Raw genomic sequence first — 26,178 nt, 5'->3', positions numbered from 1 at the left:
CAGGTCAGATCGCACTACAGTCGTGGTGTTGGACGCTTTGTCATGGGCCGCTCGCGGCCTACCGGGTCCAGGGGGTTCGGGCCCGTCCGTTGGGGGTTCGGAAGGGGAGACATGACGACGACCACGACCACGGGGAGCTCCAAAGCGGTCCGCGTTCTGGGGCTGCTGACGATCATCTTCGGGATCATCTTCATCATCGCCGGTGGTGTGACCTGGGGAGCGGTGGCCAGCAACCTCGCCGCGGAGAAGATCACCGTCTCGGACGACGCCCAGGCGTTCGGGGGGCAGCTGGTCGACACCCCGTGGGAGGCCTGGTTCCAGGCCGACATCATCAACACCCACGCGTTGGAGGCCTCGGACGGCAAGACCTATGCCGAGCTGGACCAGGACGACCCGACCCGGCAGACCGTCATGACGGCGTCGTTCCTGCGGGCCTCGCTGTTCACGTCCGTGGTCGCGTTCGGTGTAGCCCTGCTCGTGGTGGGCATCGGCGTGGTGTTCATCCTCATCGGGTGGGCCCTGCGCAAGGCGGCCGCCGGCGGCGGTGTCGCGACCTCGTCGGTCACGTCGACCGGCTCGTCGAGCTACCCGGACCCGGTCCCCGCCGGGAGGCCGACCGCGCCTCCGGCCCCGACCTCGACCACCACCCCGCCCCCGGCCCCCACGGGACCGAAGGCCTGAGCCGCACGGCGACGTCCGAGCAGCGGGGCCCAGGGCCCTGCCTGCTCGGACGTCGCGCGCCGGTCAGCGACGGGCGGCCCGCGCCCCGCTGACGATCGACCCGACCAGCAGCGCCGTGCCGGCGACCGCGAGCAGGACGATCATCGCCAGCTGGAGGTCGATCGCGAAGCCGGCGGCCCAGGCGAGCAGGCCGACGCCGATCGCGGCGATGACCAGGCCCCAGACCACGGTGCCGACGCGGAGCCGGCGGCGCGGCGGGTCGGTCGGTGCCTGCTCCACGACCGGGGCGGGCTCGGCGACCGGGTCCGGGGCGACGCGGTCGGCGGGTCGGTCGGTGGGTGCGTAGAGGGCGCCGATCGGCGACGTGTACGCGGCGGGCTCGCCCTGCGACGACCATGCCGAGGTGCTCGGGTACGGGTCGGCCTCGTCCGTCGTCGGCAACGCTCGTGTCTCCTCCACCGCCGGCTCGGGCTCCGCAGCCGGGAGCACCGCGGTGTCCTCGACGGGCGAGGCCGCCGGGTCGGCCGGGAGCACCGCGGTGTCGTCGACGGACGGTGCGGCGGGGTCGGCGTCGGCGTCGGCTGAGAGCACCGCGGTGTCGTCGGCGGCGATGACGGTGGTGTCGTCGTCGCTGGTCGACGCGTCGGTCGCAGGTCCCTGGTCGGTGACCGGCAGGGCGAGCGTCTCGTCGGCGTCGCGCGGGGTCTTGTCGGTGGACATCAGTTCTCCTCGATGATCGAGACGTCGCCGGCGCCGATCTGGACCTGCAGCGCGAGCTGGGGTCCGTCGTCGTCGATGGCGCCGGCGGTGAAGGTGCGGGGGTTCAGGCCGACCCCGTCCACGCTCTTGGTCTCCCCGTCGACCTCCCAGCGCACGGTGCCGGCACCGGCGTCGACGTCAGCGGAGATGCTGGCGTCGCGGGGGACGACGACCGTGAGGTCGCCGGCGGCGAGCGAGACGGGGACCTCGAGGGTCTCGGAGGTCATCGGGACCGCGCTCAGGTCGATCGTGACGTCCCCGAAGCCCACCGACCAGCCGTCCGCGGCCTCGGTGCGGTCGGTCACCACGATGGTGCCGTCGGCGGAGAAGTCGTGCTGCGAGTCGCCCGACCAGACCCAGGTGGCGTTCTGCACGGCACCGACGGGCACCGCGACGAGGATGCCGACGACCGCGAGCCCGCCGAGGCCGCCGCTGGTCCGGCCGCGCAGGCCGGAGACGATGATGCCCAGGCCGCAGAGCACGATGCCCACGCCGAGCGCGGTCAGGCCGACGGGACCGGTGAAGTCGCCCGACCGCTCGGCGATCAGCAGGAGCGCGAGGCTGAGCAGGCTCAGCGCGACGACCACGCCGACGGTGCCGACCCCGGCACCCGGGGTGCGCGGACGCGGCGGGGTGACCGGACGCGGCGGCGCCACGGGCCGCGGGGCGGGAGGGGGCGGCGTGGGGGTGTACGAGGTGGACCAGGCCGGCGCGTCCGAGGGGGCGCCGTAGGCGGGTGCCGGGGCGCTCGGCTCCGGGGAGCTGACGGGCGCCGACGGGTAGGTCGCAGCGGGGTAGCTCGCCGCGGGGTAGCTCGCCGCCGGGTAGCCCGCGGGGGGCACGTACGGGGCGGCGGGCGGTCGGGGCTTCCCGGACTGCTGGTTCGAGACGATGGCGATCAGCATCACGACGCCGCCGATGAACGAGATCCAGAGGATCGCCTGGACCCACTCGGGGGGAGCCCAGAAGAAGAACCAGTTGTCGCCGCGGCCGAATCCGACGATGACGAAGGCCAGCGCACCCAGCAGGGCGATGTCGAAGCGGCCCTGGATCATCTCCTCCAGGTGGATCCGACCGTCGCGGCGCTCGGGGAGCAGCGCCCAGGCGACGCCGTACGCGACGAGCCCGAGCCCGCCGAGCAGGAGCGTCGCGAAGAAGATCCCGCGCACCAGCAGCGGGTCGATGCCGAACCGGTCCCCGAGCCCACCGCTGACGCCGCCGATCCAGCGGTCGTCGGAGCGGGTGATGGCGAGACGGCGGACGGCGGCGAAGAAGCTGTTCGGCGCGGGGGTCGGGTCCGGCGGGGGGCTGCCCGGCGCCGGGTCGGGTCCGGCGGGGCCGGTCGGGGTGGTCGTGTCCATGTCTCGATCCTGACGGTCACGACGAGCGCGCGGCATCGGGTGGTCCCCTGACCGCACCCTTAACTTTGTGCACAGCACCCCTGAACCTGGTGCTCAGCACCCCTGAACGGACCCCGGACGCGACCCCGGAACGGCTCAGGGCATGTGACGATCGGACCGTGCACCCCGCCCCGACCGTCGCCGCGACCCGCCGGCTGCCGCTGCGCCGACCCGCGCGCGGCCGGGTCGTCGGCGGGGTCGCGCTCGGGCTCGCCGCGCACCTCGACGTGCCGGTCGCTCTGGTGCGGCTCGCGTTCGTCCTGTTCACGCCCGTCGCCGGCATCGGCCTCGTGCTGTACGCCTTCTGGTGGCTGGCGATCCCGGCGGGGGACCCGGCCGATGCGGCGCAGGAGGTGCGGCCGAGCGCGCTGACGAGGCTCGCGCGGCGCCAGGCGATCGTCGAGCCGGGCCGACGGATCCCCGTGACGGACATCGCGATCGGTGGGGTCCTCGTCGTCGCGGCCGCCCTGCTGATCGCGGTCCGGTCCGGCGCGGACGTGCAGGCGGACTGGCTGCTGCCCGCGGTGATCGTCCTGGCGGGTCTGTGGCTGGCGTGGAGCCAGCTCGACGCCGTGCAGCGCGGTCGCCTGAAGGACCGGGCGGGCGGGCGGACGCCGGTGAGCCTGCTGCGGGTCGCAGGGGGGATCCTGCTGGCGGGGGTCGGGGTGCTGCTGTTCGTCGGGCTGGCGTCGGGGGAGGGTGTCGAGGCCGCGACCCTCGTGCAGTCGATCGTCGCGGCGGTCGTCATGCTCGGCGGGGTGGCTCTCGTCCTGACGCCCTGGTGGCTGCGGCTGGTGCGCGAGCTCGGCGACGAGCGGGCCGCCCGCGCGCGGGAGTCGGAGCGTGCCGACATCGCCGCGCACCTGCACGACTCGGTCCTGCAGACACTCGCCCTCATCCGCTCGCGGGCCGACGACTCCGCGGAGGTCGCCCGCATGGCGCGCGCCCAGGAGCGTGAGCTGCGTGAGTGGCTCTACGACGACCGTCCTGCGCCGGGCACCTCGGTCGCTGCGGCGCTGCGGGGGATCGTCGCCGAGGTCGAGGACTCCCGGTCCGGTCCGACGGGTGACCCGGTCGCCATCGAGTCGGTGGTGGTCGGCGACCGCGTGCCCGACGCCGACACCGAGGCGCTCCTGCAGGCCACGCGTGAGGCTCTGGTCAACGCGGTGGTGCACGGCCGCCCGCCCGTGTCGCTGTACCTGGAGGTCGGCGCGTCGGAGGTCGAGGTGTTCGTGCGGGACCATGGCGACGGGTTCGACCTCGACGAGGTGGGCACCGACCGGTTCGGGGTGCGCGAGTCGATCATCGGGCGCGTGCGGCGTCGTGGTGGCACGGCGAAGGTGACCAGCAGCCCGGAACGCGGGACCGAGGTGCACCTGGTGGTGCCCGTCCGCGTGGGCGACGAACAAGGAGCGCAGGCATGAGCGACGCAGTCGACGTGGTGCTGGTCGACGACCACCACATGTTCCGGACGGGCGTGAAGGCGTCCCTCGACGCGGGGGTCCGCGTCGTCGGCGAGGCCGACTCGGTCGACGAGGCCATCCGGCTGGTCCACGAGCTCAAGCCGCCGGTGGTGCTGCTCGACGTGCACCTGCCCGGGGGCGACGGCGGCGGCGGCGCCGAGGTCATCAAGGCGTGCACCGACCTGCTGGGCGAGACGCGGTTCCTCGCACTGTCCGTGTCCGACGCGTCGGAGGACGTCGTCGCGGTCATCCGGGCCGGCGCCCGGGGGTACGTCACCAAGGCGATCGACGGCACCGACCTGTCCGACGCCGTCCGTCGCGTGGCCGGCGGCGACGCCGTGTTCTCCCCGCGGCTGGCCGGGTTCGTGCTCGACGCGTTCGGCGCGGCCGCGGGCGACGTGGCGATCGGTGACGACGAGCTGGACCGGCTGTCGGCCCGGGAGCGCGAGGTCATGCGGCTCATCGCGCGCGGGTACTCCTACCGCGAGGTGGCCTCCGAGCTGTTCATCTCGATCAAGACCGTCGAGACCCACGTCTCCGCGGTGCTGCGCAAGCTCCAGCTGTCCAGCCGGCACGAGCTGACGCGCTGGGCGGCGGCCCGACGGCTGCTGTAACGTAGGTACGTACCTACATCTGGTGAGGTGATCGGGATGCGCATGACGTCGCGCGAGTTCAACCACGACGTGTCGGCGGCCAAGCGGGCCGCGCGATCCGGCCCGGTGGTGATCACCGATCGGGGTGTGCCCTCCCACGTGCTCGTCACGTTCGACGACTTCGAGCGGATGACCGGACCGCAGTGCCTGTTCAGCGAGGCGTTGCGCATGGACGACGCGACCGACGTCGAGTTCGACCCGCCCCGCGTCGCCGTGTCCGCCGGCCAGGCGGACCTGTGAGCCATCTGCTCGACACCAACGTCCTGTCCGAGCTTCGGAAGCGGGACGCCGACCGGGGAGTCGTCGCGTGGGTCGACTCCCGACCGAGCGGGAGTCTCTACGTCTCGGCGATGACGTTGTTCGAGATCGAGCTCGGGATCCTCGCCAGGGAGCGCCGGGATCCCGTCCAGGGGGCGTCGTTGCGCGCGTGGTTCGTCGGCAAGGTGCTTCCCGAGTTCGCGGAGCGGACGCTCCCGGTCGACGGCGAGGTCGCCCTCCGAGCGGCGGGTCTGTCCGATCCCGACCGGCGCCCGCACACCGACGGCCTGATCGCGGCGACCGCACTCGTCCACTCCATGGCGATCGTCACACGCAACGTCCACGACTTCGCGGGGATCCCGGGACTGGCGATCGTCAACCCGTGGCAGGGCGTGCGGGCCTAGGCTCCTGCGGGTGAAGCAACGTGTCGCCGCCTACGCCGTCGTCGTCGACTCCGGGCGGGTGCTGCTCCCGCACTGGGTCGAGGGTGGTCGGTCGGGGTGGACCCTTCCTGGCGGCGGCATCGACCCGGGGGAGGACCCGGCCGACGCCGCGGTGCGGGAGGTCCTCGAGGAGACCGGGTACGACGTGGAGCTCGACGGGCTGCTCGGCATCGACTCGATCGTCGTGCCGCCCGAGATGCGCCTCGACCCGCGTGACGGACCTCTGCACGGGCTGCGGATCGTCTACCGAGCGCACGTCGTGGGCGGCGAGCTGCGCGACGAGGTGGACGGCAGCACCGACACCGCGGCGTGGTTCGACCTGGCCGACCTCGCGGCGCTCGACCGGGTCGAGCTCGTCGACATCGCCCTGCGGATGGCGGGGTTCGCGGTGCCCGACGACGACGGCCGGACCGCCGGGGCGCAGGGTCTGCTCACTCTCGCCCGCCGGGCGGGAGATGCCGACGCTCAGGCGTCGAGCGAGCCGTAGAACGCCTGCAGGTAGGCGTCCGAGCGCGGTGAGCCGAGGATGCCCGGGGACATGCGGTTCATCACGTAGGCGAACGTGAGACCCCGGTCGACGTCGTTGACGACGAGCGAGCCGCCCCAGCCGCCCCAGAACGCGACGCGTCCCTCGGGGATGTACGGGGTGCTCGCCGGGTTCGACACCGCGTAGCCGAGGCCGAACCGCAGCGGCAGGCCGAGGACGAGGTCGACGTTGTCGGTGTGCTGCGCGAACACCAGGTCGACCGTCTCCGGGGACAGGAGGCCTCCGCCGCCGTTGGTGAGCACGGACTGTGCTCTCGCCACCGAGCGGGCGTTGCCGTGGCCGCCCGCGCCGCCGAGGCCCGCGGCCTTCCAGGCGCGGGTCCACGTGATCGAGGCGTCGAGCCCCGGGCCGCCGAGCGTGCGTCGGGCCGGAGCCTCGGGCGGCAGCTGGGACAGGTCGAGCTGTGACGGCGGCGGCGGGACGACGTGGCTCACGCGGCCGTCCTGCGACTGCGGCAGGCCGAGCCAGAAGTCGGCGCCGAGGGGTTCGGCGATCTCGGCGCGGAAGTACTCGCCGAGCGTCCGGCCGGTGACGCGCAGGACCAGCTCGCCGGCCAGGTGCCCGTAGTCGAGCAGGTGGTAGCCGGACAGGGCACCCGGCGGCCACCACGGCGCCTGCGCGGCGAGGCGGGCGGTCGCGGCGGGGACGTCGAGGATGTCCTCGCCCGTCACGGGCTGGTCCCAGCCGGAGACGCCCGAGGTGTGGTTCAGCACGTGCCGGACGAGCACGCCCTCCTTGCCGGCGGCCTTGAACTCGGGCCAGTAGGTGCCGACGGGCTCGTCGGGGTCGAGGAGCCCGCGGTCGATCAGGAGCAGCGCGGTCAGCGACGTCATGGTCTTGGAGATCGACCAGACGTTGGTCAGCGTGTCCGCGGCCCACGGCGTCGTCCGCTCCTGGTCCGCCCAGCCTCCCCAGAGGTCGAGCACGAGCGTGCCGTGCTCGGCGACGGCGAGGCTCGCGCCCAGCTCGTCGGCGGTGTCGAGGTGCTGCTGGAACGCGTCGCGCACGGCGGAGAACCGCTCGTCGGCGAAGCCCTGGACCGGTGTGCTCGTCATCGAGCCCTCCTGCATCGGCGGATCGTGTGTACTGTGTGGCTGCAACATACCGCGCGGTCGGTATGCGTTGAAAGGCCTGGCACGCCCGGCCTTTCCCCGACAGACCCGCAGACAACGTCGTCGACCCGGGAGGTCCTGGTGCAGATCGTGGGTGCCGTGCTCGAACGCTCCGGCGCGCCCGCGCCGTTCGCGCGGTCGAAGCCGTTCACCGTCGGCCCCCTGGAGCTCGACGGCCCCGGACAGGGCGAGGTGCTGGTCCGGATCGAGGCCGCGGGCGTGTGCCACTCCGACCTGTCCGTCGTCGACGGCAACCGCGTCCGGCCGACCCCCATGCTGCTCGGGCACGAGGCCGCGGGGATCGTCGAGGCGCTGGGCGACGGCGTCGACAACCTCACGACGGGCGACCGCGTCGTCATGACGTTCCTGCCACGATGCGGCGACTGCCCCGAGTGTGCGACCGACGGACGGCTGCCGTGCCGGGTCGGCAGCGCCGCGAACGGGCTCGGCTCCCTCGTCGGGGACGTGAGACGACTGTCTCGCGACGGTCGACCCGTCCACCACCACCTCGGTGTGTCCGCGTTCGCCAGCCACGCGGTGGTCAGCCGGACCTCCGTCGTGCGCGTCGACCCCGACGTCCCGCCGGAGGTCGCCGCGCTGCTCGGCTGCGCGGTGCTCACCGGCGGCGGCGCGGTGGTCAACGCGGGCCGTCCGCGGGAGGGTGACACGGTGATGGTCGTCGGGCTCGGGGGTGTGGGCATGGCCGCCCTGCTGGTCGCCGTCGCGCTCGGCTTCGAGGTCGTCGGGGTCGACGCGCTCACCGACAAGCTCGACGCGGCGCGGGCGAACGGGGCGTCTGCCGTCTTCACGCCGGGCGCACTGGCGGATGCCGGCGTCCGGGCGCCGGTCGTGATCGAGGCCGCCGGGAACGCCCGTGCGTTCGAGACCGCGTTCGCGGCGACCGCCCCGGGCGGCACGACCGTGACCGTGGGCCTGCCGGCGCCGGACGCGCGCGCGTCGATGAGCCCGCTGACCCTGACCGCCGAGGCGCGGACCGTGGTCGGCAGCTACCTCGGGTCGGCCGTCCCGGCGCGGGACATCCCGCTCTACGTCGACCTGTGGCGCTCCGGGCGGCTGCCGCTCGAACGCCTCGTCTCCTCGCGGATCACCCTGCACGACCTCGACGTCGCCATGGACCGCCTCGCGGCCGGTGGCGAGCTCCGCCAGCTGATCGTTCTCGACGAAAGGACTGTCCTGTGACCAGAACTGCCCTCGTGACCGGAGCCGCCCGTGGCATCGGCGCCGCGACCGCGCTCCGGCTGGCCGCCGACGGCCTCCGGGTCGCCGTCCTCGACCTGCGGGAGGAGGACTGCGCGGAGACGGTCGACGCCATCCGCGCCGCCGGGGGTTCCGCCCTCGGGCTCGGGGCCGACGTCGGCAGCACGGAGGACTCCGCCGCAGCCGTCGCGCGCGTCGTCGACGAGCTCGGCGCCCCCACCGTGCTGGTCAACAACGCCGGGATCCTGCGCGACAACCTGCTGTTCAAGATGACGGAGACCGACTGGGACTCCGTGATGTCCGTGCACCTGCGCGGGGCGTTCCTCATGAGCCGCGCGGTGCAGAAGCACCAGGTCGAGGCCGGCTGGGGGCGGATCGTGAACCTGTCGAGCACGTCGGCGCTGGGCAACCGCGGGCAGGCCAACTACGCGACGGCCAAGGCCGGGATCCAGGGCTTCACCAAGACGCTCGCGTTCGAGCTCGGCCGGTACGGGATCACGACGAACGCCGTGGCGCCCGGGTTCATCGGGACCGACATGATCCGGCAGACCGCCGAGCGCATGCACCTCACGTACGAGCAGTTCGTCGAGGCCGCGGCCAAGGAGATCCCCGTCGGTCGCATCGGCGTGCCGGAGGACATCGCGAACGCCGTGTCGTTCTTCTGCTCCGAGGCGGCCGGCTTCGTCAACGGGCAGGTCCTCTACGTGGCAGGCGGGCCGAAGGCATGATCGCGGTCGCCACGCCGGGCGGTCTGGTGGACGTGATCGGGCAGTCCGTGACCGCCGACGGGTGGTTCGCCGTCGAGCAGGACCGGATCGACGCGTTCGCCGACTCCACCGACGACCACCAGTGGATCCACGTCGACCCCGTGAAGGCGGCACAGGGCCCGTTCGGTGCGACCGTCGCGCACGGCTACCTGACGCTGGCCCTGATCCCGTCGCTGACCGACGGGTTGGTCGAGGTCGGCGGGACCGGGCTGGTGGTCAACTACGGGCTGGACAAGGTCCGGTTCCTGCAGCCGGTCACGGCGGGCTCGCGCATCCGCGCGTCGTCGACGGTGACGTCCGCCGAGCCGACGGCGCAGGGCGTCCGCGCGACGTTCACGATCACGATCGAGATCGAGGGCGGATCCAAGCCGGCCCTGGTCGCGGAGACGGTCGTCCTGTACTTCTCCGCCTGACCACGAGAACGTCCGAGGAAGTGAGCGCCAGAGCAGCCACTTCCTCGGACGTTGACACCACGACGGCCGAGGGTGCCCCCGCTCGGCCGTCGTGTGTCAGGAGACGCGCTCGACCACCATCGCCATGCCCTGGCCGCCGCCGACGCACATGGTCTCCAGACCGAACGTGGCGTCACGCACGGCCAGACCGTGCAGCAGGGTCGTGGTCAGCCGGGCGCCCGTGCTCCCGAACGGGTGCCCGACCGCGATCGCGCCGCCGTGCACGTTCAGCACCTCGTGGTCGATCCCCAGCGCCCGCGCCGACGGCAGCACCTGCGCCGCGAACGCCTCGTTGAGCTCGACCAGGTCGATGTCGTCGATGGTCAGCCCCGCACGCGCGAGGGCCATCCGCGAGGCGTCGACGGGCCCGAGGCCCATGATCTCCGGCGACAGGCCGCTGACCCCCGTGGAGACGATGCGGGCGAGCGGGGTCAGGCCGAGCTCGTCGACGACCCGGTCGCTGACGACGACGATCGCGGCGGCGCCGTCGTTGAGCGGGCAGCAGTTGCCGGCCGTGACGGTGCCGTCGGGCCGGAACACCGGGTTCAGCCCCGCCAGCGACTCGACGGTGACACCCGCGCGCGGGCCGTCGTCGGCGGACACGACCGTGCCGTCCGGCAGGGTCACCGGGGTGATCTCCTCGGCCCAGAACCCGTTGGCCAGGGCCTTCTCGGCACGGTTCTGGCTGAGCGCCGCGAACTCGTCCTGCTCGGCGCGGGTGGTGCCGGTGAGCGCCGCGACGTTCTCCGCCGTCTGGCCCATCGCGATGTAGGCGTCGGGGAGCAGACCGGTGTCGCGCGGGTCGACCCACGCCTCGGCGGAGACCGCTCGCGCGGCAGTGCGCCCGACAGCGTCCGCGAACCGCGGGTTCTCCAGGGAGGCGCCCGGGATGTAGTCGGAGTTCCCGATCGCGGACCGGCTCACGCACTCGACCCCGGCGGAGACGAACACGTCGCCCTCGCCGGCCTTGATCGCGTGGAACGCCATGCGCGTGGTCTGCAGCGACGACGAGCAGTACCGGTTGACGGTCGTGCCGGGCACGCCGTCGAGCCCCAGGAGGACAGCGACGATCCGGGCCATGTTCATACCCTGCTCGCCGCCGGGCATGCCGCAGCCGAGCAGCAGGTCCTCGACGCGACCGGGGTCGAGGTCCGGCACCTGCGCGAGGGCGGCGCGGACCATCGACGCGGCGAGGTCGTCGGGACGGACGTCCTTGAGCGAGCCCTTGAACGCGCGGCCGATGGGGGAGCGGGCGGTCGCGACGATGTACGCCTCGGCCATCAGACGAACGCCGCGATGCCGGTGATGGCACGCCCCACGATGAGGTTGTTCATGTCGTGGGTCCCCTCGAACGAGTAGACGGCCTCGGCGTCGGCCATGTAGCGGGCGACGCCGTGGTCGAGCTGGATGCCGTTGCCGCCGAGCGTCTCGCGGCAGAGAGCCACGGTCTCGCGCATCACCGACGTCGTGTACGCCTTGGCGAGTGCCGAGTGCTGGTCGAACTGGCGGTCCTCGTCCTGGAGCTGGGACACCCGCACGCACATCGCGATGCTCGCGGTGATGTTGCCGAGGCAGCGCGCGAGCCGGTCCTGGACCAGCTGGAACGACGCGATCGGCTTGCCGAACTGCTCACGCTCGAGCGCGTACCGCACAGTGGCCTCGTAGGCGCCGACGGAGACCCCGACCGCCTGCCAGGCGACCTCCGCGCGGGTCAGGCGCAGGACGATCGCGACGTCCTTGAACGAGTGGATGTTCGGCAGCCGGTCCGACTCGTCGACGACCACGCCGTCGAGCAGGATGTCGGCGTTCTGCACGGTGCGCAGCGCCTGCTTGCGCTCGATCTTCGTCGCGGTGAACCCGGGGGTGCCGCGGCGGACCAGGAAGCCCTTGACCTGGTCGTCGGCGGTGTCGCGGGCCCAGATGACGACGACGTCCGCGAACGTCGCGTTCCCGATCCAGCGCTTGGCGCCGTTGAGCACCCAGGTGTCGCCCGTGCGGTGCGCGGTGGTGCGCAGGCCGCGGGCGGTGTCGGAGCCGGACAGCGGCTCGGTCAGGCCGAAGCCGCCGATGACCTCGCCCCGGGCCATCGGGGGGAGCCACTCGGCGCGCTGCTCCGGGGAGCCGCCGACGCCGATCGCGCCCATCGTCAGCCCGTTCTGCACGCCGACGAACGTGGCGAAGCCGGGGTCGACGCGGGCGAGCTCGAGGGCGACCCACCCGCGGTAGAGCGCGGTGTTCTCGAAGCGCTTGGTCTCCGGCCACACCGGACCGAGCATGCCGAGGCGCCCGACCTCGGGGATGAGGTGCATCGGGAACTCGGCGCGGTCCCAGTAGTCGTCGGCGATCGGGCGCAGCTCGCGCTCCAGGAACTCCCGGATCTCCATGACGTGCGCGTTCTCGTCCGGGGTCAGGAGGTCCTGGAACGAGTAGAAGTCGCTCGTCAGGAGGGCGTGGGACAGGTCTGTCTGGGGCACGTCAGTGCGAGTTGTTGCAGTCATGCCGAGAGCTCCGTTCGTTGATCCGCTCTGATCACCCATCGAGTGTGCATCATTTTCTGAGATGTTGCATAGACCCCGACGGAGAGGAGTAGGTTGCCGCCATGTCGAACCTTGACGCGCTCAGCCTCGGCCGCATCGGCACGCAGGTCGCCCCCTCGTGGCTGTCCCAACGGCTGGAGGACGGTGAGCACGCGGAAGCGGTGCGGGCGTTCGTCGCCGCCCGCGCGACCTTCATCGAGGGTGCGCGCATCGACATGGGGCGGCTCGCGGCCAAGCTCGGGGTCGACCGGACCTCGCTGTTCCGTTGGGTCGGCAACCGCGACGCGCTGCTGTCGGAGGTCCTGTGGTCCCTGGCCGTCCCCACGCTCGAGCAGGCCGAGGCCGCGACGCGCGACACGGAGGGTGCCGCTCGCGTGTCCGCGGTCCTCACGCACTTCGCCGGCGACCTCATCACGGCCGACTACTTCCGCGGCTTCCTGCAGCGCGAGCCGGCGCGCGCGCTGCGGCTGCTGACGACCAAGGAGAGCGAGATCCAGCGGCGGTACGTCGCCGTCGTCGAGGCGCTCGTGCGCCGGGAGCTGGGCGAGCAGCCGTTCGGTCGCGGCGTGAGCGCGCACGACCTGGCCTACCTGCTGGTCCGCATCTCGGAGTCGTTCACCTACGCGGACCTCATCAACGGCGACCGGCCGAGTGCCGAACGGGCGCGCGCGGCCTTCGAGCTGGTGCTGCGGCCGTGACGGAGCAGCGGTGGCGCCACGTTGCCCCCTTTGGCACGCGCTGGAACGACAACGACGTCTACGGCCACCTCAACAACACCGTCTACTACGAGGCGATGGACACGACGATCAACGTCTGGCTCCTGGCGTCGGGCCTGGATCCGTCGGGCGGCGGCCCGATCGGCGTCTGCGTCTCGTCGTCGTGCGAGTTCACGGCCTCCGCGGCATTCCCCGAGCCGTTGCAGGTCGGCCTGCGCGCCGGTCGGCTGGGGACGTCGAGCGTGACCTGGGAGCTCGGCATCCTGCGCGACGGCGAGCTGCTCGCCGAGGGCCGCTTCGTGCACGTCTTCGTCGACGACGAGACGCGCCGACCCGTCCCGATCCCCGACGGGATCCGTGCGGCGATCGAGCGCGACCTGGTCCTCTGATCCGGTAGCATACCGACCGGGCGGTATGACGAGGTGCCACCCGGAGAGGTGGTCGACGATGACTGGTGGCTGGAACGCGACCCAACGCCTGCCGGACCCACCCGGGCTCGACGTGGCACAGCTCGAGGCGTACCTGCGCCGCGAGCACCCGGACGTGGTGGGCGACGGCACGTTGTCCGCGCGGGTCATCGCCGGAGGGCGCAGCAACCTGACGTACCGCGTCGACGGGGGCGCCCGGCCGCTGGTGGTCCGCCGGCCACCGCTCGGGCACGTGCAGACCACCGCGCACGACATGGCCCGCGAGCACCGCGTGATCTCGGCGCTCCAGGGCTCGCGCGTCCCGGTCCCGCCGCTGGTCGCGCTGGTGGACGACCCGTCCGCGGGCACGGGCGGCGTGTTCTACGTCATGGACCTGGTGGAGGGCACCGTGCTGGCCCACCCGTCGCAGAACACCACGTACACCGCCGACGAGCTCCGCGCCGTGAGCATCGAGCTGGCCACCCTGCTAGCCGAGCTGCACGCGATCGAGCCGGCCGACGTCGGGCTCGCGGACCTCGGGCGGTCCGACGGGTACCTCGACCGGCAGCTGCGACGCTGGCGGACGCAGCTCGACGGGTCGCGCTCGCGGCCGGTGCCCAGCCTCGACGACCTGCAAGGACGCCTCGCCGAACGCGTCCCGACCACCCGCCGGAGCAGCATCGTGCACGGCGACTACCGGCTCGACAACGTGCTCGTGGGAACGTCGACCGGCGGCAGCCCGCGCATCACGGCGATCCTCGACTGGGAGATGGCGACCCTGGGCGACTCCGCGGTGGATCTGGGCATGCTCGGCCTCTACTGGCACATCCGGCGCATCGAGGGCGGCGGCAGCGTCGCACCCAGCGCCGTCGACCCGGCCGCCGGCTACCCGGAGTTCGACGAGCTCGTCGACGCGTACAGCGCCCGCCTGGGCAGCAGCGTCCCGGACCTCGGCTGGTACCGGGCGTTCGCCGCGTACAAGCTCGCGGTCATCCTCGAAGGCATCCACTTCCGGTTCCTCGGGGGCGACACCGTGGGCGACGGCTTCGACCGGATCGGCGCCCTGGTCGCCCCGCTCGCCGACGAGGGCCTCGCGCAGCTGGCGGGGGTGGTGCGCTGATGGACTTCGCCCCCGACGCCACGACGGTCGACGTCGTCGCGCGCGCGCAGCGGTTCCTCGACGAGCACGTCTACCCGGCCGAGCCGGTGCTGGAGGCCGAGCTGGCGGCGACCCCGACCGAGTGGGGCACGCGGCCCGTGGTCCGGCGTCTGCAAGGGCTGGCCAGCGAGCAGGGCCTGTGGAACCTGTTCCTGCCGAGCGTGCTGACGAACCTCCAGTACGCCCCCGTCGCCGAGCTCACCGGCCGCAGCCCGCGCCTGGCGCCGGCCGCGTTCAACTGCGCCGCCCCGGACACGGGGAACATGGAGCTGCTCACCGAGTTCGGCACGCCCGAGCAGAAGGACGAGTGGCTCGAGCCGCTCCTGGACGCCGAGATCCGGTCGGCGTTCTGCATGACCGAGCCGGACGTGGCCTCGTCGGACGCGTCCCAGATCGCCACCCGCATCGTCCGCGACGGCGACGAGTACGTCATCACCGGCCGCAAGTGGTGGTCGACCGGCGCGATGAACCCCGACTGCGCGCTGCTGGTCGTCATGGGTGCCACCGACCCGACCGCGGAGCGGCACCGTCGCCAGAGCATGGTCCTGGTCCCACGGGACACCCCCGGCGTCCGGATCGTGCGGCCGCTGACCGTGTTCGGCTACGACGACCGCGACCACGGGGGCCACGCGGAGATCGTGTTCGAGGACGTGCGCGTGCCCGTGGCCAACATCCTCGCGGGCGAGGGGCAGGGCTTCGCCATCGCGCAGGCCCGGCTCGGTCCGGGCCGGATCCACCACTGCATGCGGTCCCTGGGCATGGCGGAGCGCGCGATGGACCTCGTCGTCGAGCGCGCGACGACGCGGATCGCGTTCGGGAAGCCGCTCGCGGACCAAGGTGTCGTGCGCGAGTGGGTCGCCGAGTCCCGCCTCCAGGTCGAGGCGCTGCGGCTGCTGGTGCTCAAGACCGCCTGGCTCATGGACACCGTCGGCAACCGTGCGGCGATGACCGAGATCCAGGCCATCAAGATCGCGGTCCCGCGGGCCGTGCAGCAGATCCTCGACCGCGCCATCCAGCTGTTCGGCGCGGCCGGCCTGTCCGGCGACCAGCCGCTGGCCGAGATGTTCGCCGCCGCCCGGGCCCTGCGCCTGGCGGACGGTCCGGACGAGGTCCACCTCGCCTCCCTCGGGCGAGCCCAGCTCACGAAGGGAAAGTGACATGACTGATCAGGCCCTCGACGGTGCGGGCTACGGGAGCATGTCGGTCGCGGCGATCCTCGCCGAGACCGCCCACCGCACCCCCGACCGCACGGCGTTCTTCCTGGGTGACCACGTGGTCCGGTACGGCGACCTGTGGGACCAGACCCGCGCGTACGCGGGTGCCCTGCGCGCCCGCGGGATCGGACCGGGCGACCGCGTCGCGATGATCGTGCCGAACGTGCCCGACTTCGCCCGCGTCTACTACGGCGTGCTGGCCCTCGGCGCGGTCGTCGTGCCCGTCCATCTGCTGTTCAAGGCCGACGAGATCGAGTTCGTCCTGCGCGACTCGGGCGCGACGGTCCTGGTGGCCGCGGCGCCGATGCTCGCCGAGGCCGCCCCCGCGGCCGCACGCGTCGGTATCCCGCTGCTGACGGTGCTGGTCCCGGACGGGATGGCGGTCCCGTTCCCGCGCCTGGAGGACGAGGCGGCGGCGGCCGACGCGATCGACCTGTACGAGTCGGTGCACCCGATCAGCCCCGCCACGATCCTCTACACCAGCGGCACCACCGGGCGGCCCAAGGGAGCCGTCGGCTCGCACCTGGCGATCATCGAGCAGGTCAACGTCGCCCTGATCGACCTCTTCGACATGGTGCGCGACGACGTCGTGTTCGGCGGCCTGCCGCTGTTCCACACGTTCGGCCAGGTGTCCGTCATGAACACCGCGTTCCGCCGCGGCGCCGCGGTGATCCTGCTGCCGAAGTTCGACCCGGACCAGGCGCTCGCGGAGATGGTGCGCCATGGCGCGACCGTGTTCACGGCCGTCCCGACGATGTACATCGGGCTCATCCAGGCCGCCGCCCGCAGCACCGCCCGCCCGCCGCTGCGGTACGCCGTCTCCGGGGGTGCTGCGTTGCCCGTCGCCGTGCTGGAGGCGTTCGACCGGGAGTTCGGCGCAGAGGTGCATGAGGGCTACGGCCTGACGGAGACCTCGCCCGCGGTCGCGTTCAACCACGTGGGCGAGCCGATCCGCCCCGGCACCGTCGGGCGCCCGCTGTGGGGCGTCGACATCGAGATCGCCGACGCGAGCATCGACGACCGCATCGTCCACCTGCCCGTCGGGGAGCTGGGCGAGATCGTCGTGCGCGGGCACGCCCTGTTCAAGGGGTACCTGGGCAACCCGGAGGCGTCCGCCGCCGCCGTGGTCGACGGCTGGTTCCGCACCGGGGACCTGGGCACGAAGGACGCCGACGACATCGTCACGATCGTCGACCGCAAGAAGGACATGATCGTCCGCAACGGCTACAACGTGTACCCGAGCGAGGTCGAGGACGTCATGATGCGGCACCCCGCCGTCGCGTTCGCGGCGGTCTTCGGGCTCCCCGACGAGGCCCGCGGCCAGGAGGTGCACGCCGCCGTCGTGCTCCTCGACGGGCACGAGGCCACGCCCGAGGAGCTCGTCGCGTTCGTGCAGGAGCGCATCGCGGCGTACAAGTTCCCGCGCGTCGTCCACCTGGTCGACGCCCTCCCGCTCGGCGGCAGCGGCAAGGTGCTCAAGCGCGAGCTCGTGGCCCAGTTCTCCACCACCGCGTCGCACGCCTGACAGCACGAAGGCCCGGTCCCTTCGTGGGGGACCGGGCCGTCGTCGTGCGGGCCTCAGGCGGTCGGGATGCCGTCACCCTCGAGCGCCACAGCCTCGCCCGTGTAGGGCTCCACAGGGCCGTTCCCGGCGTCCGTGGTGTAGATCTGGCCGTCGACGTAGTCCTGGACGCCCTCGTCGACCGTGGTGATGCCGACGCCCTGGAACGCCGCGTGGCTGTCCTTCGAGAAGCTCAGCGGGACGATCCCGTTGCCCGTCAGCGCACCCACCTCGAGCGCGTCGAGGAGGCTCTCGCGGGTCGGGTCGTCTCCGGCCTTCGCGAGCGCCTGCGCGAACAGGTAGCCCACCGACATCCCGTAGACGGTGTTGCCGCTGAACGGGGCGCCGTCGTTGTACTCGTCGTTGATCTCCTGGAACAGCGACACCCACGCGTCGTCGGGGCTGAACGGCAGGTAGTTGGAGCTGACGAAGCCCTGGAGCAGCAGGGGCGCGACGTCCTCGCCGAGGTAGCCGACCAGGGTCGGGTAGTCGCCCCCGGACGACGACGACACCCACTGGGCGCCGTACTTCATCTTGGCGGCCGTGCCGAGCGCGAGCGCCGTGAACCCGTTGACGGTCGCCAGGAAGTTGACCTCGCAGCCGGCGGCCTGCATCGCGCCGATCTGCGCGACGACGTCCTGCACGGACACCGAGTAGGTCTGCGTCGAGGTGAGCCCGTCGGCGCCGAGCACCTGGACGAGACCGGTGGTGAAGTCGGTCCCGAAGTCGTCGTCCTGCCCGAGCACGCAGAACGTCTTGTCCGGCCACGTCTCCTGGGCGTAGGTGGCCAGTGCCTTGGCCTCGACGATGTAGCTGGCGTTGTACGCGAAGGTGTTCGGGAACGTGCCGGGCTGGTCCCACTTGGGGCTGCCCGAGGCGACGAACAGGTCAGGCACGTCGTTCTCGTTGAGGTAGTCGACCACCGCGGAGTGCGTGGGCGTGCCGAGGCCGTTGATGACCGCGAAGACCTCGTCCTCCTGGACCAGCTCGCGCACGACGGTCGAGGTCGTCGCGGGGTTGTACCCGTCGTCCTTGACGATGTACTCGATGCTGCGGCCGTTGATCCCACCGTTGTCGTTGACGTAGTCGAAGTACGCCTTCGTCGCCGCCGAGATGGAGGAGTAGCCGGCTGCCGCGGGGCCGGTGAGGGGGGTGTGGGTGCCGACCGTGACCGTGTCCTCGGAGACCCCGGGGGACGGCTCCGGCGTGCTGCAGGCGGCGAGGCCGGCAGCGACGAGGGCGGTGGTGGCGATCAGCGCGACGGACCGGGAGCGTTGTGACATCGGTGTCACCTCTGTTCTTCGGTAGGGACGAGGACCTTGCGCGGTGCGGGTTCTTCTGTGGGGCCGGGACCGTCCCGGGTAGGACGACGGCTGGAGCGGCGTCGACGTCGGGCGACGAGCGCCCCGTGCAGGCCGTGCGGGGCGACCGCCATCACCGTGATGAGCAGGAGCCCGAAGACGAGGACCGCGAGGTTCCCGTCCAGTCGTTGGGCGGCGTCGGCGGGGAGGTTCGCCGTGAGCCGGCCGATGAGCCAGGGGAGGAGCACGATGACGACCGAGCCGAGCGCGGCGCCGAGGATGCTGCCCAGCCCACCGATGACGACGGCGACGACGAGCAGCAGCGAGAAGCCGACGGTGTAGGCGCCGGGGCTCACGGTCTGCGCGACGAAGCACAGGACCGCCCCGCCGACCCCGGCCGCGACCGAGCTGGCGGTGAACGCGAGCACCTTCACGCGGCCGGCCGGGATGCCGCTCAGGCGGGCGGCGACCTCGTCGTCGCGCACGGCGAGCATCCGCAGCCCGAACCGACCGCCGCGCAGCACCGTCAGCCCCGTCACGACGGCTGCGGTGACGACGACGGCCACCATCGCCTGCCACTGCTCGAGGGCGACCACCCGCCGCAGGCCGTCGGGCACACCCTGGAACGCGACGTGCACGCCCTGGTCCCCGTGCAGCACGGTCGACCACGTCGACGCGACGGCCGGCAGGGCGACCACGACGGCGAGCGTGAGACCGGCGAGGTACGGCCCGGACAGGCGGGCCGCGGCGAGCCCGAGGAGCAGGCCGACGACGGCGCTCGCCAGCGCGCCGGCCAGCAGCGCCAGCACGAACGCCGGCAGGCCCTCGAACGGCAGCGCGTTGACGGTCAGGGCGTAGCCGTACCCGCCGACCGCCATGAGCGCGGCGTGCCCGAGCGACAGCTGACCGGTAGCGCCGACGAGCACGGTGAGGCCGGCCGTCGCGCACAGGTACGCGGCCACGAGCGCGAGCTGGTAGTTGCGGAACGGGTCGAGCGCGAACGTGCCGCCGAGGGCGACGACGGTCCAGCCCGCCGCGAGCACGAGGGTGCGGGCCAGCGACCGTTGTCCGGGGAGTCTCTGTCGGCCGGTCATGCGCGCCTCGCCTCCGCCGCCGCGAACAGTCCTGCGGGCCGCAGGAGGAGCACCAGCACCAGCAGGACGAGCACCGCGATGGGGACCAGGCCCGCGCCGAGGTAGCCGGTCACCAGGCTCATCGCGACCCCGACGGTCACCCCGCCGACCAGGGCGCCGACCGGCGAGTCGAGCCCGCCGACCACCGCGACCGTGAAGCCGAGCACGAACAACGAGTCGGTGGCGTGCGGGTTCAGGCCGAGGCTCGTCGGCACCAGCAGCAGCGCCGCGAGGGACCCGACGACGCTCGACAGGACCCAGCCGACGGTGACGGTGCGGGACACGCGGACGCCGAGCAGGCGCGAGACCTCGGGGGCGAACGCCGCGGCGCGCATCTGCAGCCCGAGCGACGTCCACCGGAACAGGACGGCCAGCGCGCCCATCACGGCGACCGCGACGACCAGCACGAACAGGTCGTACGGGGACAGCAGCGGGACCCCGCCGACGACGATCGCGCTGTCGTCGAACGGCACGCGCATTGGCCGGTAGTCAGGCCCGAAGACGATCCCGAGCGCCGACTGCAGCACCATCACGAGCCCGATGGCCAGGATGACGCCGGACAGCGGTGACGCGGGCGACGCGAACCGCATCACCCCGCGCTCGACGGCGAACCCGAGCAGCCCGCCGGCGAGCAGCGCGGCCAGCAGGCCGAGCCAGTAGCTGCCGGTCAGCGACGTCACCTCGAACGCGACGTACGTGCTGACCACCGCCATGGCGCCCTGCGCGAAGTTGACGACGCGCGCCCCACGCCAGATGAGCACGAGCGCGAGGGCGAACAGCGCGAGCACGGCACCGCGCGCGAGGCCGGTGCCCAGGAGGAAGACGAGTCGGTCCATCAGAACCCCAGGTAGGCGTGGCGGAGGCTGTCGTCGGCCGCGAGCTCGTGCGCGGGCCGGGACGCGACGACCTCACCGAGCCCCAGGACGACGCCGTGGTCGGCGACGGACAGCGCGCCGACGACGTTCTGCTCGGCGAGCAGGACGGTCAGCCCGGTGCGGTCGGCCAGCGAGCGCAGGACGCCCATGATCTGGGCGACGACGCGGGGCGCGAGCCCGAGCGACGGCTCGTCGAGCAGCAGGACGGTCGGCCGCGCGACCAGCGCCCGACCGAGCGACAGCATCTGCCGCTCACCGCCGGAGAGCTGGTGTCCCGGGTTGTCCCGGCGCCGGGCCAGCGGCTCGAACAGCTCGTAGACCTCGGCGACGGCCGCGCGGCGGTCGGGCCCGCGCCACAACCCGCCGAGCCGCAGGTTCTCGTCGACCGTCAGCTCCGCGACGACGCCGCGACCCTCCGGGACGTGCGCGAGCCCGCGCCGGACGCGGTCCTCGACGCTCACCCCGGCGAGGTCCTGCCCGGCGAGCCGGATGCTGCCGCGCGTCAGCGGGACCAGGGCCGACAGGGTCCGCAGCAGGGTGGTCTTGCCGGCCCCGTTCGCACCGACGAGGGCGACGATGCTGCCGGCGGGCACGTCGAGGTCGACGTCGCGCAGCACGGGTGCGCCGCCGTAGCCGACGGTGAGGCCACGGACCTCGAGCAGGGCGCTCACGCGGTCACCTCGATTCCCAGGTACGCCTCGTCGACTGCGGGGTCGCCGGCGACCTCGTCGGGGGTGCCGGATGCGATCACGCGCCCGAAGTCGAGGACGACGACGCGGTCGCACACACTCATCACGAAGTCGACGTGGTGCTCGACCAGCAGGACGGCGCAACCGGTGGCGGCGGTGTGCCGGACGAGGTCGCCCAGCGCCGCGATGTCGTCGGAGCCGAGGCCGCCGGCAGGCTCGTCCAGCAGGAGGAGCCGCGGCCGGGCGACGAGCGCCCGGGCGAGCGCGACCTTCTTCTGCTCGGGGTAGGGCAGATCGCCGACGGGGCGGTCGGCGTGCGCGGCCAGGTCGAGCGCGTCGAGCTGGCGCTGCGCGTCCGTGCCCGGGTCGGTGGCGCCGAGGCGACCGGCGAGCACGTTCTCCCGGACGGTCAGGCCGCGGAACAGACCCAGGCCCTGGAGCGTGCGGGCGACGCCGCGGGCGGACAGCCGCGTCGGGTCGCCGGGGAGCGGGACGCCCTCGACGGTGATCGTGCCTGCGCTGGGCCGGACGAGCCCGCACACGGCGTTGAACAGGGTCGTCTTGCCGGCGCCGTTCGGGCCGATGAGGCCGACGACCTCGCCCTCGTGCACGTCCAGGCTCACGTCGTCGAGGGCGCTCAGGCCCCCGAAGCGCACGCTCAGGCCCTGCACCGCCAAGTGCGGCTCACCCGTTCTGACGGGCGTCATCTGCGCAGACATCGGCACCTCTTCGTGTCGGTGAGGACGAAAGTACAACAGAAACCGACCGGACGGTATGTCATTCAGGACACGGTTCGATCACGCACTTCCTCAGGGGTTCTACGAGTGCGGGACGCCCGCGATCATGCCCCCGTCGACCACCAGCTCGGTGCCCGTCGTGTAGGCCGAGTCGTCGCTCGCGAGGAACACCACGGTGCCCGCGACGTCCGCCGGGAGCGCCGGGCGGCCCAGGGGGATCGGCACCGCGGTCGGGTCCAGGCGCGACGTCATCGTCGTCCGGACGAATCCCGGGTGCACGGAGTTGACCCGGATCCCGTCGGGGCCCAGCTCCACCGCGAGCGACTTGGTCAGGCCGCGTACGCCGAACTTGGAGGCCACGTAGCCGTGCAGGTGGGAGCCGCCGAGCATGCCCTCGACCGACGAGATGTTGACGATCGACCCGCGGCCGGCCGCCTTCATCGTCGGGACCACCGCCTGCACGCCCAGGAACACCCCTGTGAGGTTGACCGCGATGACGGCGTCCCACTTCGCCAGGGGGTAGTGGTCGATCGGCCCGGCGTTCGCGATGCCCGCGTTGTTCACCAGCACGTCGACGGTGCCGAACGCGTTCCGGGTGGCGTCCACCGTGGCTGCCCAGCTCTCCGGCGAGGTGACGTCCAGGTGGGTGGCGAGCGCGCGGTCGCCGAGCTCGGCGGCAAGCGCCCCGGCGTCGTCCACGAGCAGGTCCGCGATCACCACGCTCGCGCCGGCGGCGTGCAGGGCACGCGCGAACGCCGCACCGAGCCCGCGAGCGCCGCCGCTGATGATCGCGACCCGCCCCTCGAGCCTCATGAGACGCGCACCACGAGGCGGCCTGTCGTGGCGCCGTCCGCGAGCCGCTGCACCGCCGCGGCGGCGTCCTCGAACGCGACGACCTCGCCGACGACGGGCCGGATGCTCCCCGCGTCGACCAGCCGGGTCAGCTCGACGTGCGCGGCGTCGACCAGCTCGGGCCGGCGCTGCGCGTAGAGCGCCCAGTGCAGGCCGAGCACGCCGTAGTTCTTCACCAGCGCATGTCCGGCGTTGACGGCCTGGATCGTCCCGCCCGCGAACCCGACGACGACGATCCGCCCCTCGAACGCGATGCACTTGGTGGACTGCTCGAACGCGGTCCCGCCGACGGGGTCGAACACCACGTCGGCGCCTGCACCCCCGGTCTCCGCCTTCACCACGGCGACGACGTCCTGGACCGACCGGTCGACGACGACGTCCGCGCCGGCCTTCCGTGCGACCTCCGCCTTCGCCGCGCCGCCGACGACCCCGATCACCCGCGCACCCGCGGCCGCCCCGAGCTGCACGGCAGCCGTACCGACGCCTCCGGCCGCCGCGTGCACCAGCAGGGTCTCGCCCGGCTGCAGGGCTGCCCGCCGGTGCAGGCCGAACCAGGCGGTCTGGTACCCGATCGTCAGGGCCGCAGCCTCGGCGTCGTCCAGCGCTGCGGGCGCGGGGAAGACCTCCCGCTCGTCCAGCACGGCGAGCTCGGAGAGCACGCCGATCCGCGACGCCACGACACGGTCACCGAGCGCCGCGCGGGTGACGCCGTCGCCGAGCGCGACCACCTCGCCGCACAGCTCGATCCCGGGGGAGAAGGGCAGCGGCGGCCGCACCTGGTACTCGCCGCGGGCGAGCAGCACGTCGGGGAAGTTGACCGCGACGGCACGCACGCGGACGAGCACCTGGCCGGGGCCGGGCGTCGGGTCCGGCACGTCGGCGACCTCGAGGACCTCTGCGGGCTCGCCGTAGCGGGCCACCTGCCAGGCGCGCACCCGCTCAGGCCCTGATCGCGACGAGGAAGAGGTCGGTCAGCTGCTGCGCGAGGAGCACCTTGTCCTCGGGACCCTCGGGGGAGTACCAGTTCGACAGGTAGTGCACGTCGGAGAAGAAGTGGGCGACCAGGACGGCGCGCGGGACGTCCGTGCGGTACAGGCCCTCCTCCTGGCCACGCTCGATGAGGCTCGCGAACACGTCGTGGTACTGCCGGCGGCGACGCGTGACCTCCTTCTGGCGCGGCTCGGAGAGCATGTGCACGCTGCGGAAGAAGACGGTCCCCTCGGGCAGGAAGTCGATCGACGTCTCGATGACGTCGACGCACACGTCGTGCAGCGTCTGCGCGGTCGGTGCCCCGCGGCCGACGATCTCCTCGAGGTGGCTCGTCTGCAGCGAGAGCATCCGCTCGTAGACCGAGAAGAGGAGGTCGTCCTTCGACTCGAAGTAGTGGTACATCGCGCCCTTGGTGACGCCGGCCGCTTCGACGATCTGCTGCACCGAGGTGTTGGCGTACCCCTGGGTGGAGAACAGGTCGACGGCCGCCCGCGTGATGTCGTCGACGACGCTGGAGGTTGCCATGGGTGTGTGCCTCTCTTAGCCGACGGCGACGGCGCTGGCGCCGCCGTCGATGGTGAGCGTATGACCGGTGATCCATGCGGCGTCGTCGGAGAGCAGGAACGCGACCGGGCCGGCGACGTCCTCGGGCTCGCCGATGCGGCCGAGCGGGTAGACCTTCGCGAGCGCCGCCTCACGGTCGCCCTCGTAGAGCGCCTGGGCGAGCCGCGTGCGGACCACGGCGGGAGCGACCGCGTTGACGCGGAGGCCGGGTGCCAGCTCGACGGCGAGCTGCTGCGTGAGGTTGAGCAGCGCGGCCTTGGACACGCCGTAGAACGCGACGCCCGGGCTGGCCGACAGGCCCGCCACCGAGCCGGTGTTCACGATCGAGCGGCTCAGCCCTGCCTCGACGGCGGACCGTGTCCAGTCGAGGGCGGCGACCACGTTGACCTCGAGGATCTTGCGGACGACCGCGCTCTCGATCTCGAGCGCCGGGCCGTACGCCGGGTTGATGCCGGCGTTGTTGACCAGGTGGTCGAGGTGGCCGAACCGTTCGGTGACCCGGGCGAACACGTCCGCGCGGTGCTCCGCGTCGTCGGCCCTGCCCGCGATGCCGACGGCATGACCGGCGGCGATCGCGTCGAGCTGCTCGACGGCCGCTGCGAGCGACTCCGGCTTGCGTCCGGTGATGACGACGGAGGCGCCCTCGGACACCAGCCGCTCTGCCACGGCCAGACCGATCCCGCGGCTCGCCCCGGTGATCAGGGCGACCCTGCCCTCGAACCTGCGCATCCCTGCACCCTTCTCGATACCGACTGTTCGGTATGTCGCCAGACAGTAGCGCATCTCCCGTCCGTCGTTTTCTGACTCTGCGTCAGATACGGATAGGCTGCGCGGCATGGATCTCGTCTACAACCTGCTCGTCGTCCTCCACCTGCTCGGCTGGGCCATCGTGCTCGGCGGCACCCTGGTCAACCTGCGCACGCCGAAGATCGCCACGGGTGTCCTGCACGGCATCCTCACCGCGCTGGTCACCGGCATCCTCATCGTCGGCATCGCGTCCGCCGGCCTGGCCGGCCACGAGCCGAACACGACGAAGATCGCCGTCAAGCTCGTCGTCGCGCTCGTCGTGGCCACGCTCGTGATCCTCGGGGTGCGCAAGCCGTCACGCGTGACCACCGGCTACCTCGGCGCCATCGCCGGTCTCACCGCGCTGAACGTCGCGATCGCGGTCCTCTGGCGCTGAGGACGGTACCGTCCACCCCGTGAACTCCGTGGGTGACCTCCTCGTCGGGCTCGTCGTGCTCGTCGGGCTGTTCGGCGTCGTCGTCCAGGTGCTGCCCGGTGGCCTGCTGGTCGCCGGCGCGATCGTCGTCTGGGGCGTCGTCACCGGGGGTGCCGCGGGGTGGACGGTCGTCGCGATCACGGTGGTCGTCACCGTGCTCGCGGGTATCGGCAAGTACCTGCTGGCGGGCCGGCACCTCAAGCGCGCGGGCGTGCCGTCCTCCACGCTGATCTGGGGCGGGATCGCGGGCGTGATCGGGTTCTTCGTGATTCCCGTGGTCGGCCTGTTCGTCGGCTTCGTGCTCGGGATCTACCTCGCCGAGTGGCTGCGCTCGCGCGAGCCGCGACCCGCGTGGCGGGCCACCGTGGCGGCGCTGCAGGCCACGGGCCTGACCATCCTGGTGGAGCTCGCCGCGGCCCTCGTGTCCACGGGTGCCTGGCTGACCGCGCTCGCGCTGACCTGACCGGC

General features: G+C 72.6%; 29 protein-coding genes and 1 pseudogene. 16 read left to right on the top strand and 14 right to left on the bottom strand.

Annotation, left to right across the window (positions count from 1 at the left end; genetic code table 11):
* The first annotated feature begins 111 nt into the window (after positions 1 to 111).
* Positions 112 to 681 carry an aromatic ring-opening dioxygenase LigA gene (locus ASF78_RS06055; protein ID WP_082494816.1) on the top strand — a complete coding sequence of 190 codons (570 nt, stop codon included), beginning with the start codon at positions 112 to 114 and terminating at the stop codon, positions 679 to 681.
* Between the two features lie 63 nt (positions 682 to 744).
* Here ASF78_RS06055 and ASF78_RS22935 read toward each other — a convergent pair whose 3' ends face one another.
* On the bottom strand, positions 745 to 1,401 hold the full coding sequence (locus tag ASF78_RS22935; protein WP_056585737.1) for a hypothetical protein: 657 nt from the start codon (positions 1,399 to 1,401) through the stop codon (positions 745 to 747).
* Complete coding sequence (locus tag ASF78_RS06045; protein ID WP_056585735.1) at positions 1,401 to 2,801, bottom strand: PspC domain-containing protein; 1,401 nt, start codon at positions 2,799 to 2,801, stop codon at positions 1,401 to 1,403. The genes ASF78_RS22935 and ASF78_RS06045 overlap by 1 nt, the downstream gene beginning before the upstream one ends.
* Positions 2,802 to 2,959: 158 nt before the next feature.
* Between ASF78_RS06045 and ASF78_RS06040 the strand changes: the two genes are divergently transcribed.
* The 5 genes and pseudogenes from ASF78_RS06040 to ASF78_RS06020 all read left to right on the top strand — a co-directional run.
* Positions 2,960 to 4,264, top strand: coding sequence for an ATP-binding protein (locus ASF78_RS06040; RefSeq protein ID WP_056585734.1), 1,305 nt, complete (start codon positions 2,960 to 2,962; stop codon positions 4,262 to 4,264).
* Positions 4,261 to 4,917, top strand: a complete 657-nt coding sequence (locus tag ASF78_RS06035) for a response regulator transcription factor (protein ID WP_056585732.1) — start codon at positions 4,261 to 4,263, stop codon at positions 4,915 to 4,917. Before ASF78_RS06040 ends, ASF78_RS06035 begins: the two co-directional genes overlap by 4 nt.
* Before the next feature lie 36 nt (positions 4,918 to 4,953).
* Positions 4,954 to 5,196 carry a type II toxin-antitoxin system prevent-host-death family antitoxin gene (locus tag ASF78_RS06030; protein WP_056585730.1) on the top strand — a complete coding sequence of 81 codons (243 nt, stop codon included), beginning with the start codon at positions 4,954 to 4,956 and terminating at the stop codon, positions 5,194 to 5,196.
* Positions 5,193 to 5,618, top strand: a complete 426-nt coding sequence (locus ASF78_RS06025) for a type II toxin-antitoxin system VapC family toxin (protein ID WP_056585728.1) — start codon at positions 5,193 to 5,195, stop codon at positions 5,616 to 5,618. Before ASF78_RS06030 ends, ASF78_RS06025 begins: the two co-directional genes overlap by 4 nt.
* A 10-nt stretch (positions 5,619 to 5,628) precedes the next feature.
* A pseudogene (locus ASF78_RS06020) lies at positions 5,629 to 6,039 on the top strand (NUDIX hydrolase); the annotation flags it as partial.
* An 83-nt stretch (positions 6,040 to 6,122) separates the two neighbouring features.
* On the opposite strand, the gene ASF78_RS06015 reads toward ASF78_RS06020, so the two are convergent.
* Positions 6,123 to 7,259 (bottom strand): serine hydrolase domain-containing protein, encoded by a 1,137-nt coding sequence (locus ASF78_RS06015; RefSeq protein ID WP_056588248.1) that lies wholly within the window; start codon positions 7,257 to 7,259, stop codon positions 6,123 to 6,125.
* 138 nt (positions 7,260 to 7,397) lie between these two features.
* On the opposite strand from ASF78_RS06015, the gene ASF78_RS06010 reads away from it, so the two are divergent.
* From ASF78_RS06010 to ASF78_RS06000, 3 genes are read left to right on the top strand one after another with little or no spacing between them, the layout of a single operon-like run.
* Entirely contained in the window at positions 7,398 to 8,516 is a 1,119-nt protein-coding gene (locus ASF78_RS06010) for an alcohol dehydrogenase catalytic domain-containing protein (protein WP_056585726.1), read from the top strand.
* Positions 8,513 to 9,262: a 3-oxoacyl-ACP reductase FabG gene (gene fabG, locus ASF78_RS06005; RefSeq protein ID WP_056585724.1), complete on the top strand. Its 750-nt coding sequence runs from the start codon at positions 8,513 to 8,515 to the stop codon at positions 9,260 to 9,262. Before ASF78_RS06010 ends, fabG begins: the two co-directional genes overlap by 4 nt.
* Entirely contained in the window at positions 9,259 to 9,714 is a 456-nt protein-coding gene (locus ASF78_RS06000; protein WP_056585722.1) for a MaoC family dehydratase, read from the top strand. Before fabG ends, ASF78_RS06000 begins: the two co-directional genes overlap by 4 nt.
* A 96-nt stretch (positions 9,715 to 9,810) precedes the next feature.
* Here the strand turns inward: ASF78_RS06000 and ASF78_RS05995 are convergent, their stop codons facing one another.
* Together ASF78_RS05995 and ASF78_RS05990 are read right to left on the bottom strand one after the other, a co-directional pair.
* Positions 9,811 to 11,034, bottom strand: a complete 1,224-nt coding sequence (locus ASF78_RS05995; RefSeq protein WP_056585720.1) for an acetyl-CoA C-acetyltransferase — start codon at positions 11,032 to 11,034, stop codon at positions 9,811 to 9,813.
* Positions 11,034 to 12,251 (bottom strand): acyl-CoA dehydrogenase family protein, encoded by a 1,218-nt coding sequence (locus tag ASF78_RS05990; protein WP_082494813.1) that lies wholly within the window; start codon positions 12,249 to 12,251, stop codon positions 11,034 to 11,036. The genes ASF78_RS05995 and ASF78_RS05990 overlap by 1 nt, the downstream gene beginning before the upstream one ends.
* A 101-nt stretch (positions 12,252 to 12,352) precedes the next feature.
* On the opposite strand from ASF78_RS05990, the gene ASF78_RS05985 reads away from it, so the two are divergent.
* Genes ASF78_RS05985 through ASF78_RS05965 form a run of 5 tightly spaced genes read left to right on the top strand, consistent with a single transcriptional unit; the run spans position 12,353 to position 17,311 of the window.
* Positions 12,353 to 12,988, top strand: a complete 636-nt coding sequence (locus tag ASF78_RS05985) for a QsdR family transcriptional regulator (protein ID WP_056585718.1) — start codon at positions 12,353 to 12,355, stop codon at positions 12,986 to 12,988.
* Positions 12,985 to 13,395 carry a thioesterase family protein gene (locus tag ASF78_RS05980; RefSeq protein ID WP_056585716.1) on the top strand — a complete coding sequence of 137 codons (411 nt, stop codon included), beginning with the start codon at positions 12,985 to 12,987 and terminating at the stop codon, positions 13,393 to 13,395. Before ASF78_RS05985 ends, ASF78_RS05980 begins: the two co-directional genes overlap by 4 nt.
* Positions 13,396 to 13,453: 58 nt before the next feature.
* Positions 13,454 to 14,533, top strand: coding sequence for a phosphotransferase family protein (locus ASF78_RS05975; protein WP_056585714.1), 1,080 nt, complete (start codon positions 13,454 to 13,456; stop codon positions 14,531 to 14,533).
* Positions 14,533 to 15,729, top strand: coding sequence for an acyl-CoA dehydrogenase family protein (locus ASF78_RS05970; RefSeq protein WP_056585712.1), 1,197 nt, complete (start codon positions 14,533 to 14,535; stop codon positions 15,727 to 15,729). Before ASF78_RS05975 ends, ASF78_RS05970 begins: the two co-directional genes overlap by 1 nt.
* Before the next feature lies 1 nt (position 15,730).
* A complete protein-coding gene (locus tag ASF78_RS05965) occupies positions 15,731 to 17,311 on the top strand; it encodes a long-chain fatty acid--CoA ligase (protein ID WP_056585710.1) in 1,581 nt (526 codons plus the stop codon).
* 53 nt (positions 17,312 to 17,364) lie between these two features.
* On the opposite strand, the gene ASF78_RS05960 is transcribed toward ASF78_RS05965, so the two are convergent.
* From ASF78_RS05960 to ASF78_RS05920, 9 genes are all read right to left on the bottom strand, one after another.
* On the bottom strand, positions 17,365 to 18,630 hold the full coding sequence (locus ASF78_RS05960; RefSeq protein ID WP_056585708.1) for an ABC transporter substrate-binding protein: 1,266 nt from the start codon (positions 18,628 to 18,630) through the stop codon (positions 17,365 to 17,367).
* Positions 18,631 to 18,635: 5 nt separating this feature from the next.
* Positions 18,636 to 19,742: a branched-chain amino acid ABC transporter permease gene (locus ASF78_RS05955; protein WP_082494812.1), complete on the bottom strand. Its 1,107-nt coding sequence runs from the start codon at positions 19,740 to 19,742 to the stop codon at positions 18,636 to 18,638.
* On the bottom strand, positions 19,739 to 20,617 hold the full coding sequence (locus ASF78_RS05950) for a branched-chain amino acid ABC transporter permease (RefSeq protein ID WP_056585707.1): 879 nt from the start codon (positions 20,615 to 20,617) through the stop codon (positions 19,739 to 19,741). The genes ASF78_RS05955 and ASF78_RS05950 overlap by 4 nt, the downstream gene beginning before the upstream one ends.
* Positions 20,617 to 21,327, bottom strand: a complete 711-nt coding sequence (locus ASF78_RS05945) for an ABC transporter ATP-binding protein (protein ID WP_056585705.1) — start codon at positions 21,325 to 21,327, stop codon at positions 20,617 to 20,619. The genes ASF78_RS05950 and ASF78_RS05945 overlap by 1 nt, the downstream gene beginning before the upstream one ends.
* The gene (locus tag ASF78_RS05940) at positions 21,324 to 22,064 is read right to left on the bottom strand and encodes an ABC transporter ATP-binding protein (protein ID WP_200940520.1); all 741 of its coding nucleotides are present in this window, start codon (positions 22,062 to 22,064) and stop codon (positions 21,324 to 21,326) included. The genes ASF78_RS05945 and ASF78_RS05940 overlap by 4 nt, the downstream gene beginning before the upstream one ends.
* Positions 22,065 to 22,163: 99 nt before the next feature.
* A complete protein-coding gene (locus ASF78_RS05935) occupies positions 22,164 to 22,895 on the bottom strand; it encodes a glucose 1-dehydrogenase (protein WP_056585701.1) in 732 nt (243 codons plus the stop codon).
* A complete protein-coding gene (locus ASF78_RS05930) occupies positions 22,892 to 23,869 on the bottom strand; it encodes an NADPH:quinone oxidoreductase family protein (protein ID WP_056585699.1) in 978 nt (325 codons plus the stop codon). Before ASF78_RS05930 ends, ASF78_RS05935 begins: the two co-directional genes overlap by 4 nt.
* Before the next feature lie 4 nt (positions 23,870 to 23,873).
* Positions 23,874 to 24,449 carry a TetR/AcrR family transcriptional regulator gene (locus ASF78_RS05925; RefSeq protein WP_056585697.1) on the bottom strand — a complete coding sequence of 192 codons (576 nt, stop codon included), beginning with the start codon at positions 24,447 to 24,449 and terminating at the stop codon, positions 23,874 to 23,876.
* Positions 24,450 to 24,464: 15 nt separating this feature from the next.
* On the bottom strand, positions 24,465 to 25,217 hold the full coding sequence (locus tag ASF78_RS05920) for an SDR family oxidoreductase (RefSeq protein WP_056585695.1): 753 nt from the start codon (positions 25,215 to 25,217) through the stop codon (positions 24,465 to 24,467).
* 106 nt (positions 25,218 to 25,323) lie between these two features.
* Between ASF78_RS05920 and ASF78_RS05915 the strand changes: the two genes are divergently transcribed.
* Positions 25,324 to 25,671, top strand: coding sequence for a hypothetical protein (locus ASF78_RS05915; protein WP_056585693.1), 348 nt, complete (start codon positions 25,324 to 25,326; stop codon positions 25,669 to 25,671).
* Between the two features lie 19 nt (positions 25,672 to 25,690).
* Positions 25,691 to 26,173: a DUF456 domain-containing protein gene (locus ASF78_RS05910; RefSeq protein ID WP_056585691.1), complete on the top strand. Its 483-nt coding sequence runs from the start codon at positions 25,691 to 25,693 to the stop codon at positions 26,171 to 26,173.
* The last annotated feature ends 5 nt before the right edge of the window (positions 26,174 to 26,178 follow it).

Source organism: Cellulomonas sp. Leaf334, assembly GCF_001424195.1.
In the GTDB taxonomy this organism is placed as follows: Bacteria; Actinomycetota; Actinomycetes; order Actinomycetales; family Cellulomonadaceae; genus Cellulomonas.
The sequence above is the reverse complement of the archived record's forward strand: the minus strand, read 5'-3'. Positions and strand labels throughout refer to the sequence as shown.

Bases quoted from the DNA above. Each gene is read 5' to 3' on its own strand.
- ASF78_RS06055 (WP_082494816.1), top strand. From the start codon at position 112: ATGACGACGACCACGACCACGGGGAGCTCCAAAGCGGTCCGCGTTCTG.
- ASF78_RS22935 (WP_056585737.1), bottom strand. From the start codon at position 1,401: ATGTCCACCGACAAGACCCCGCGCGACGCCGACGAGACGCTCGCCCTG.
- ASF78_RS06045 (WP_056585735.1), bottom strand. From the start codon at position 2,801: ATGGACACGACCACCCCGACCGGCCCCGCCGGACCCGACCCGGCGCCG.
- ASF78_RS06035 (WP_056585732.1), top strand. From the start codon at position 4,261: ATGAGCGACGCAGTCGACGTGGTGCTGGTCGACGACCACCACATGTTC.
- ASF78_RS06030 (WP_056585730.1), top strand. From the start codon at position 4,954: ATGCGCATGACGTCGCGCGAGTTCAACCACGACGTGTCGGCGGCCAAG.
- ASF78_RS06015 (WP_056588248.1), bottom strand. From the start codon at position 7,259: ATGACGAGCACACCGGTCCAGGGCTTCGCCGACGAGCGGTTCTCCGCC.
- ASF78_RS06000 (WP_056585722.1), top strand. From the start codon at position 9,259: ATGATCGCGGTCGCCACGCCGGGCGGTCTGGTGGACGTGATCGGGCAG.
- ASF78_RS05995 (WP_056585720.1), bottom strand. From the start codon at position 11,034: ATGGCCGAGGCGTACATCGTCGCGACCGCCCGCTCCCCCATCGGCCGC.
- ASF78_RS05990 (WP_082494813.1), bottom strand. From the start codon at position 12,251: ATGACTGCAACAACTCGCACTGACGTGCCCCAGACAGACCTGTCCCAC.
- ASF78_RS05985 (WP_056585718.1), top strand. From the start codon at position 12,353: ATGTCGAACCTTGACGCGCTCAGCCTCGGCCGCATCGGCACGCAGGTC.
- ASF78_RS05975 (WP_056585714.1), top strand. From the start codon at position 13,454: ATGACTGGTGGCTGGAACGCGACCCAACGCCTGCCGGACCCACCCGGG.
- ASF78_RS05970 (WP_056585712.1), top strand. From the start codon at position 14,533: ATGGACTTCGCCCCCGACGCCACGACGGTCGACGTCGTCGCGCGCGCG.
- ASF78_RS05965 (WP_056585710.1), top strand. From the start codon at position 15,731: ATGACTGATCAGGCCCTCGACGGTGCGGGCTACGGGAGCATGTCGGTC.
- ASF78_RS05960 (WP_056585708.1), bottom strand. From the start codon at position 18,630: ATGTCACAACGCTCCCGGTCCGTCGCGCTGATCGCCACCACCGCCCTC.
- ASF78_RS05955 (WP_082494812.1), bottom strand. From the start codon at position 19,742: ATGACCGGCCGACAGAGACTCCCCGGACAACGGTCGCTGGCCCGCACC.
- ASF78_RS05950 (WP_056585707.1), bottom strand. From the start codon at position 20,617: ATGGACCGACTCGTCTTCCTCCTGGGCACCGGCCTCGCGCGCGGTGCC.
- ASF78_RS05940 (WP_200940520.1), bottom strand. From the start codon at position 22,064: ATGTCTGCGCAGATGACGCCCGTCAGAACGGGTGAGCCGCACTTGGCG.
- ASF78_RS05935 (WP_056585701.1), bottom strand. From the start codon at position 22,895: ATGAGGCTCGAGGGGCGGGTCGCGATCATCAGCGGCGGCGCTCGCGGG.
- ASF78_RS05925 (WP_056585697.1), bottom strand. From the start codon at position 24,449: ATGGCAACCTCCAGCGTCGTCGACGACATCACGCGGGCGGCCGTCGAC.
- ASF78_RS05920 (WP_056585695.1), bottom strand. From the start codon at position 25,217: ATGCGCAGGTTCGAGGGCAGGGTCGCCCTGATCACCGGGGCGAGCCGC.
- ASF78_RS05915 (WP_056585693.1), top strand. From the start codon at position 25,324: ATGGATCTCGTCTACAACCTGCTCGTCGTCCTCCACCTGCTCGGCTGG.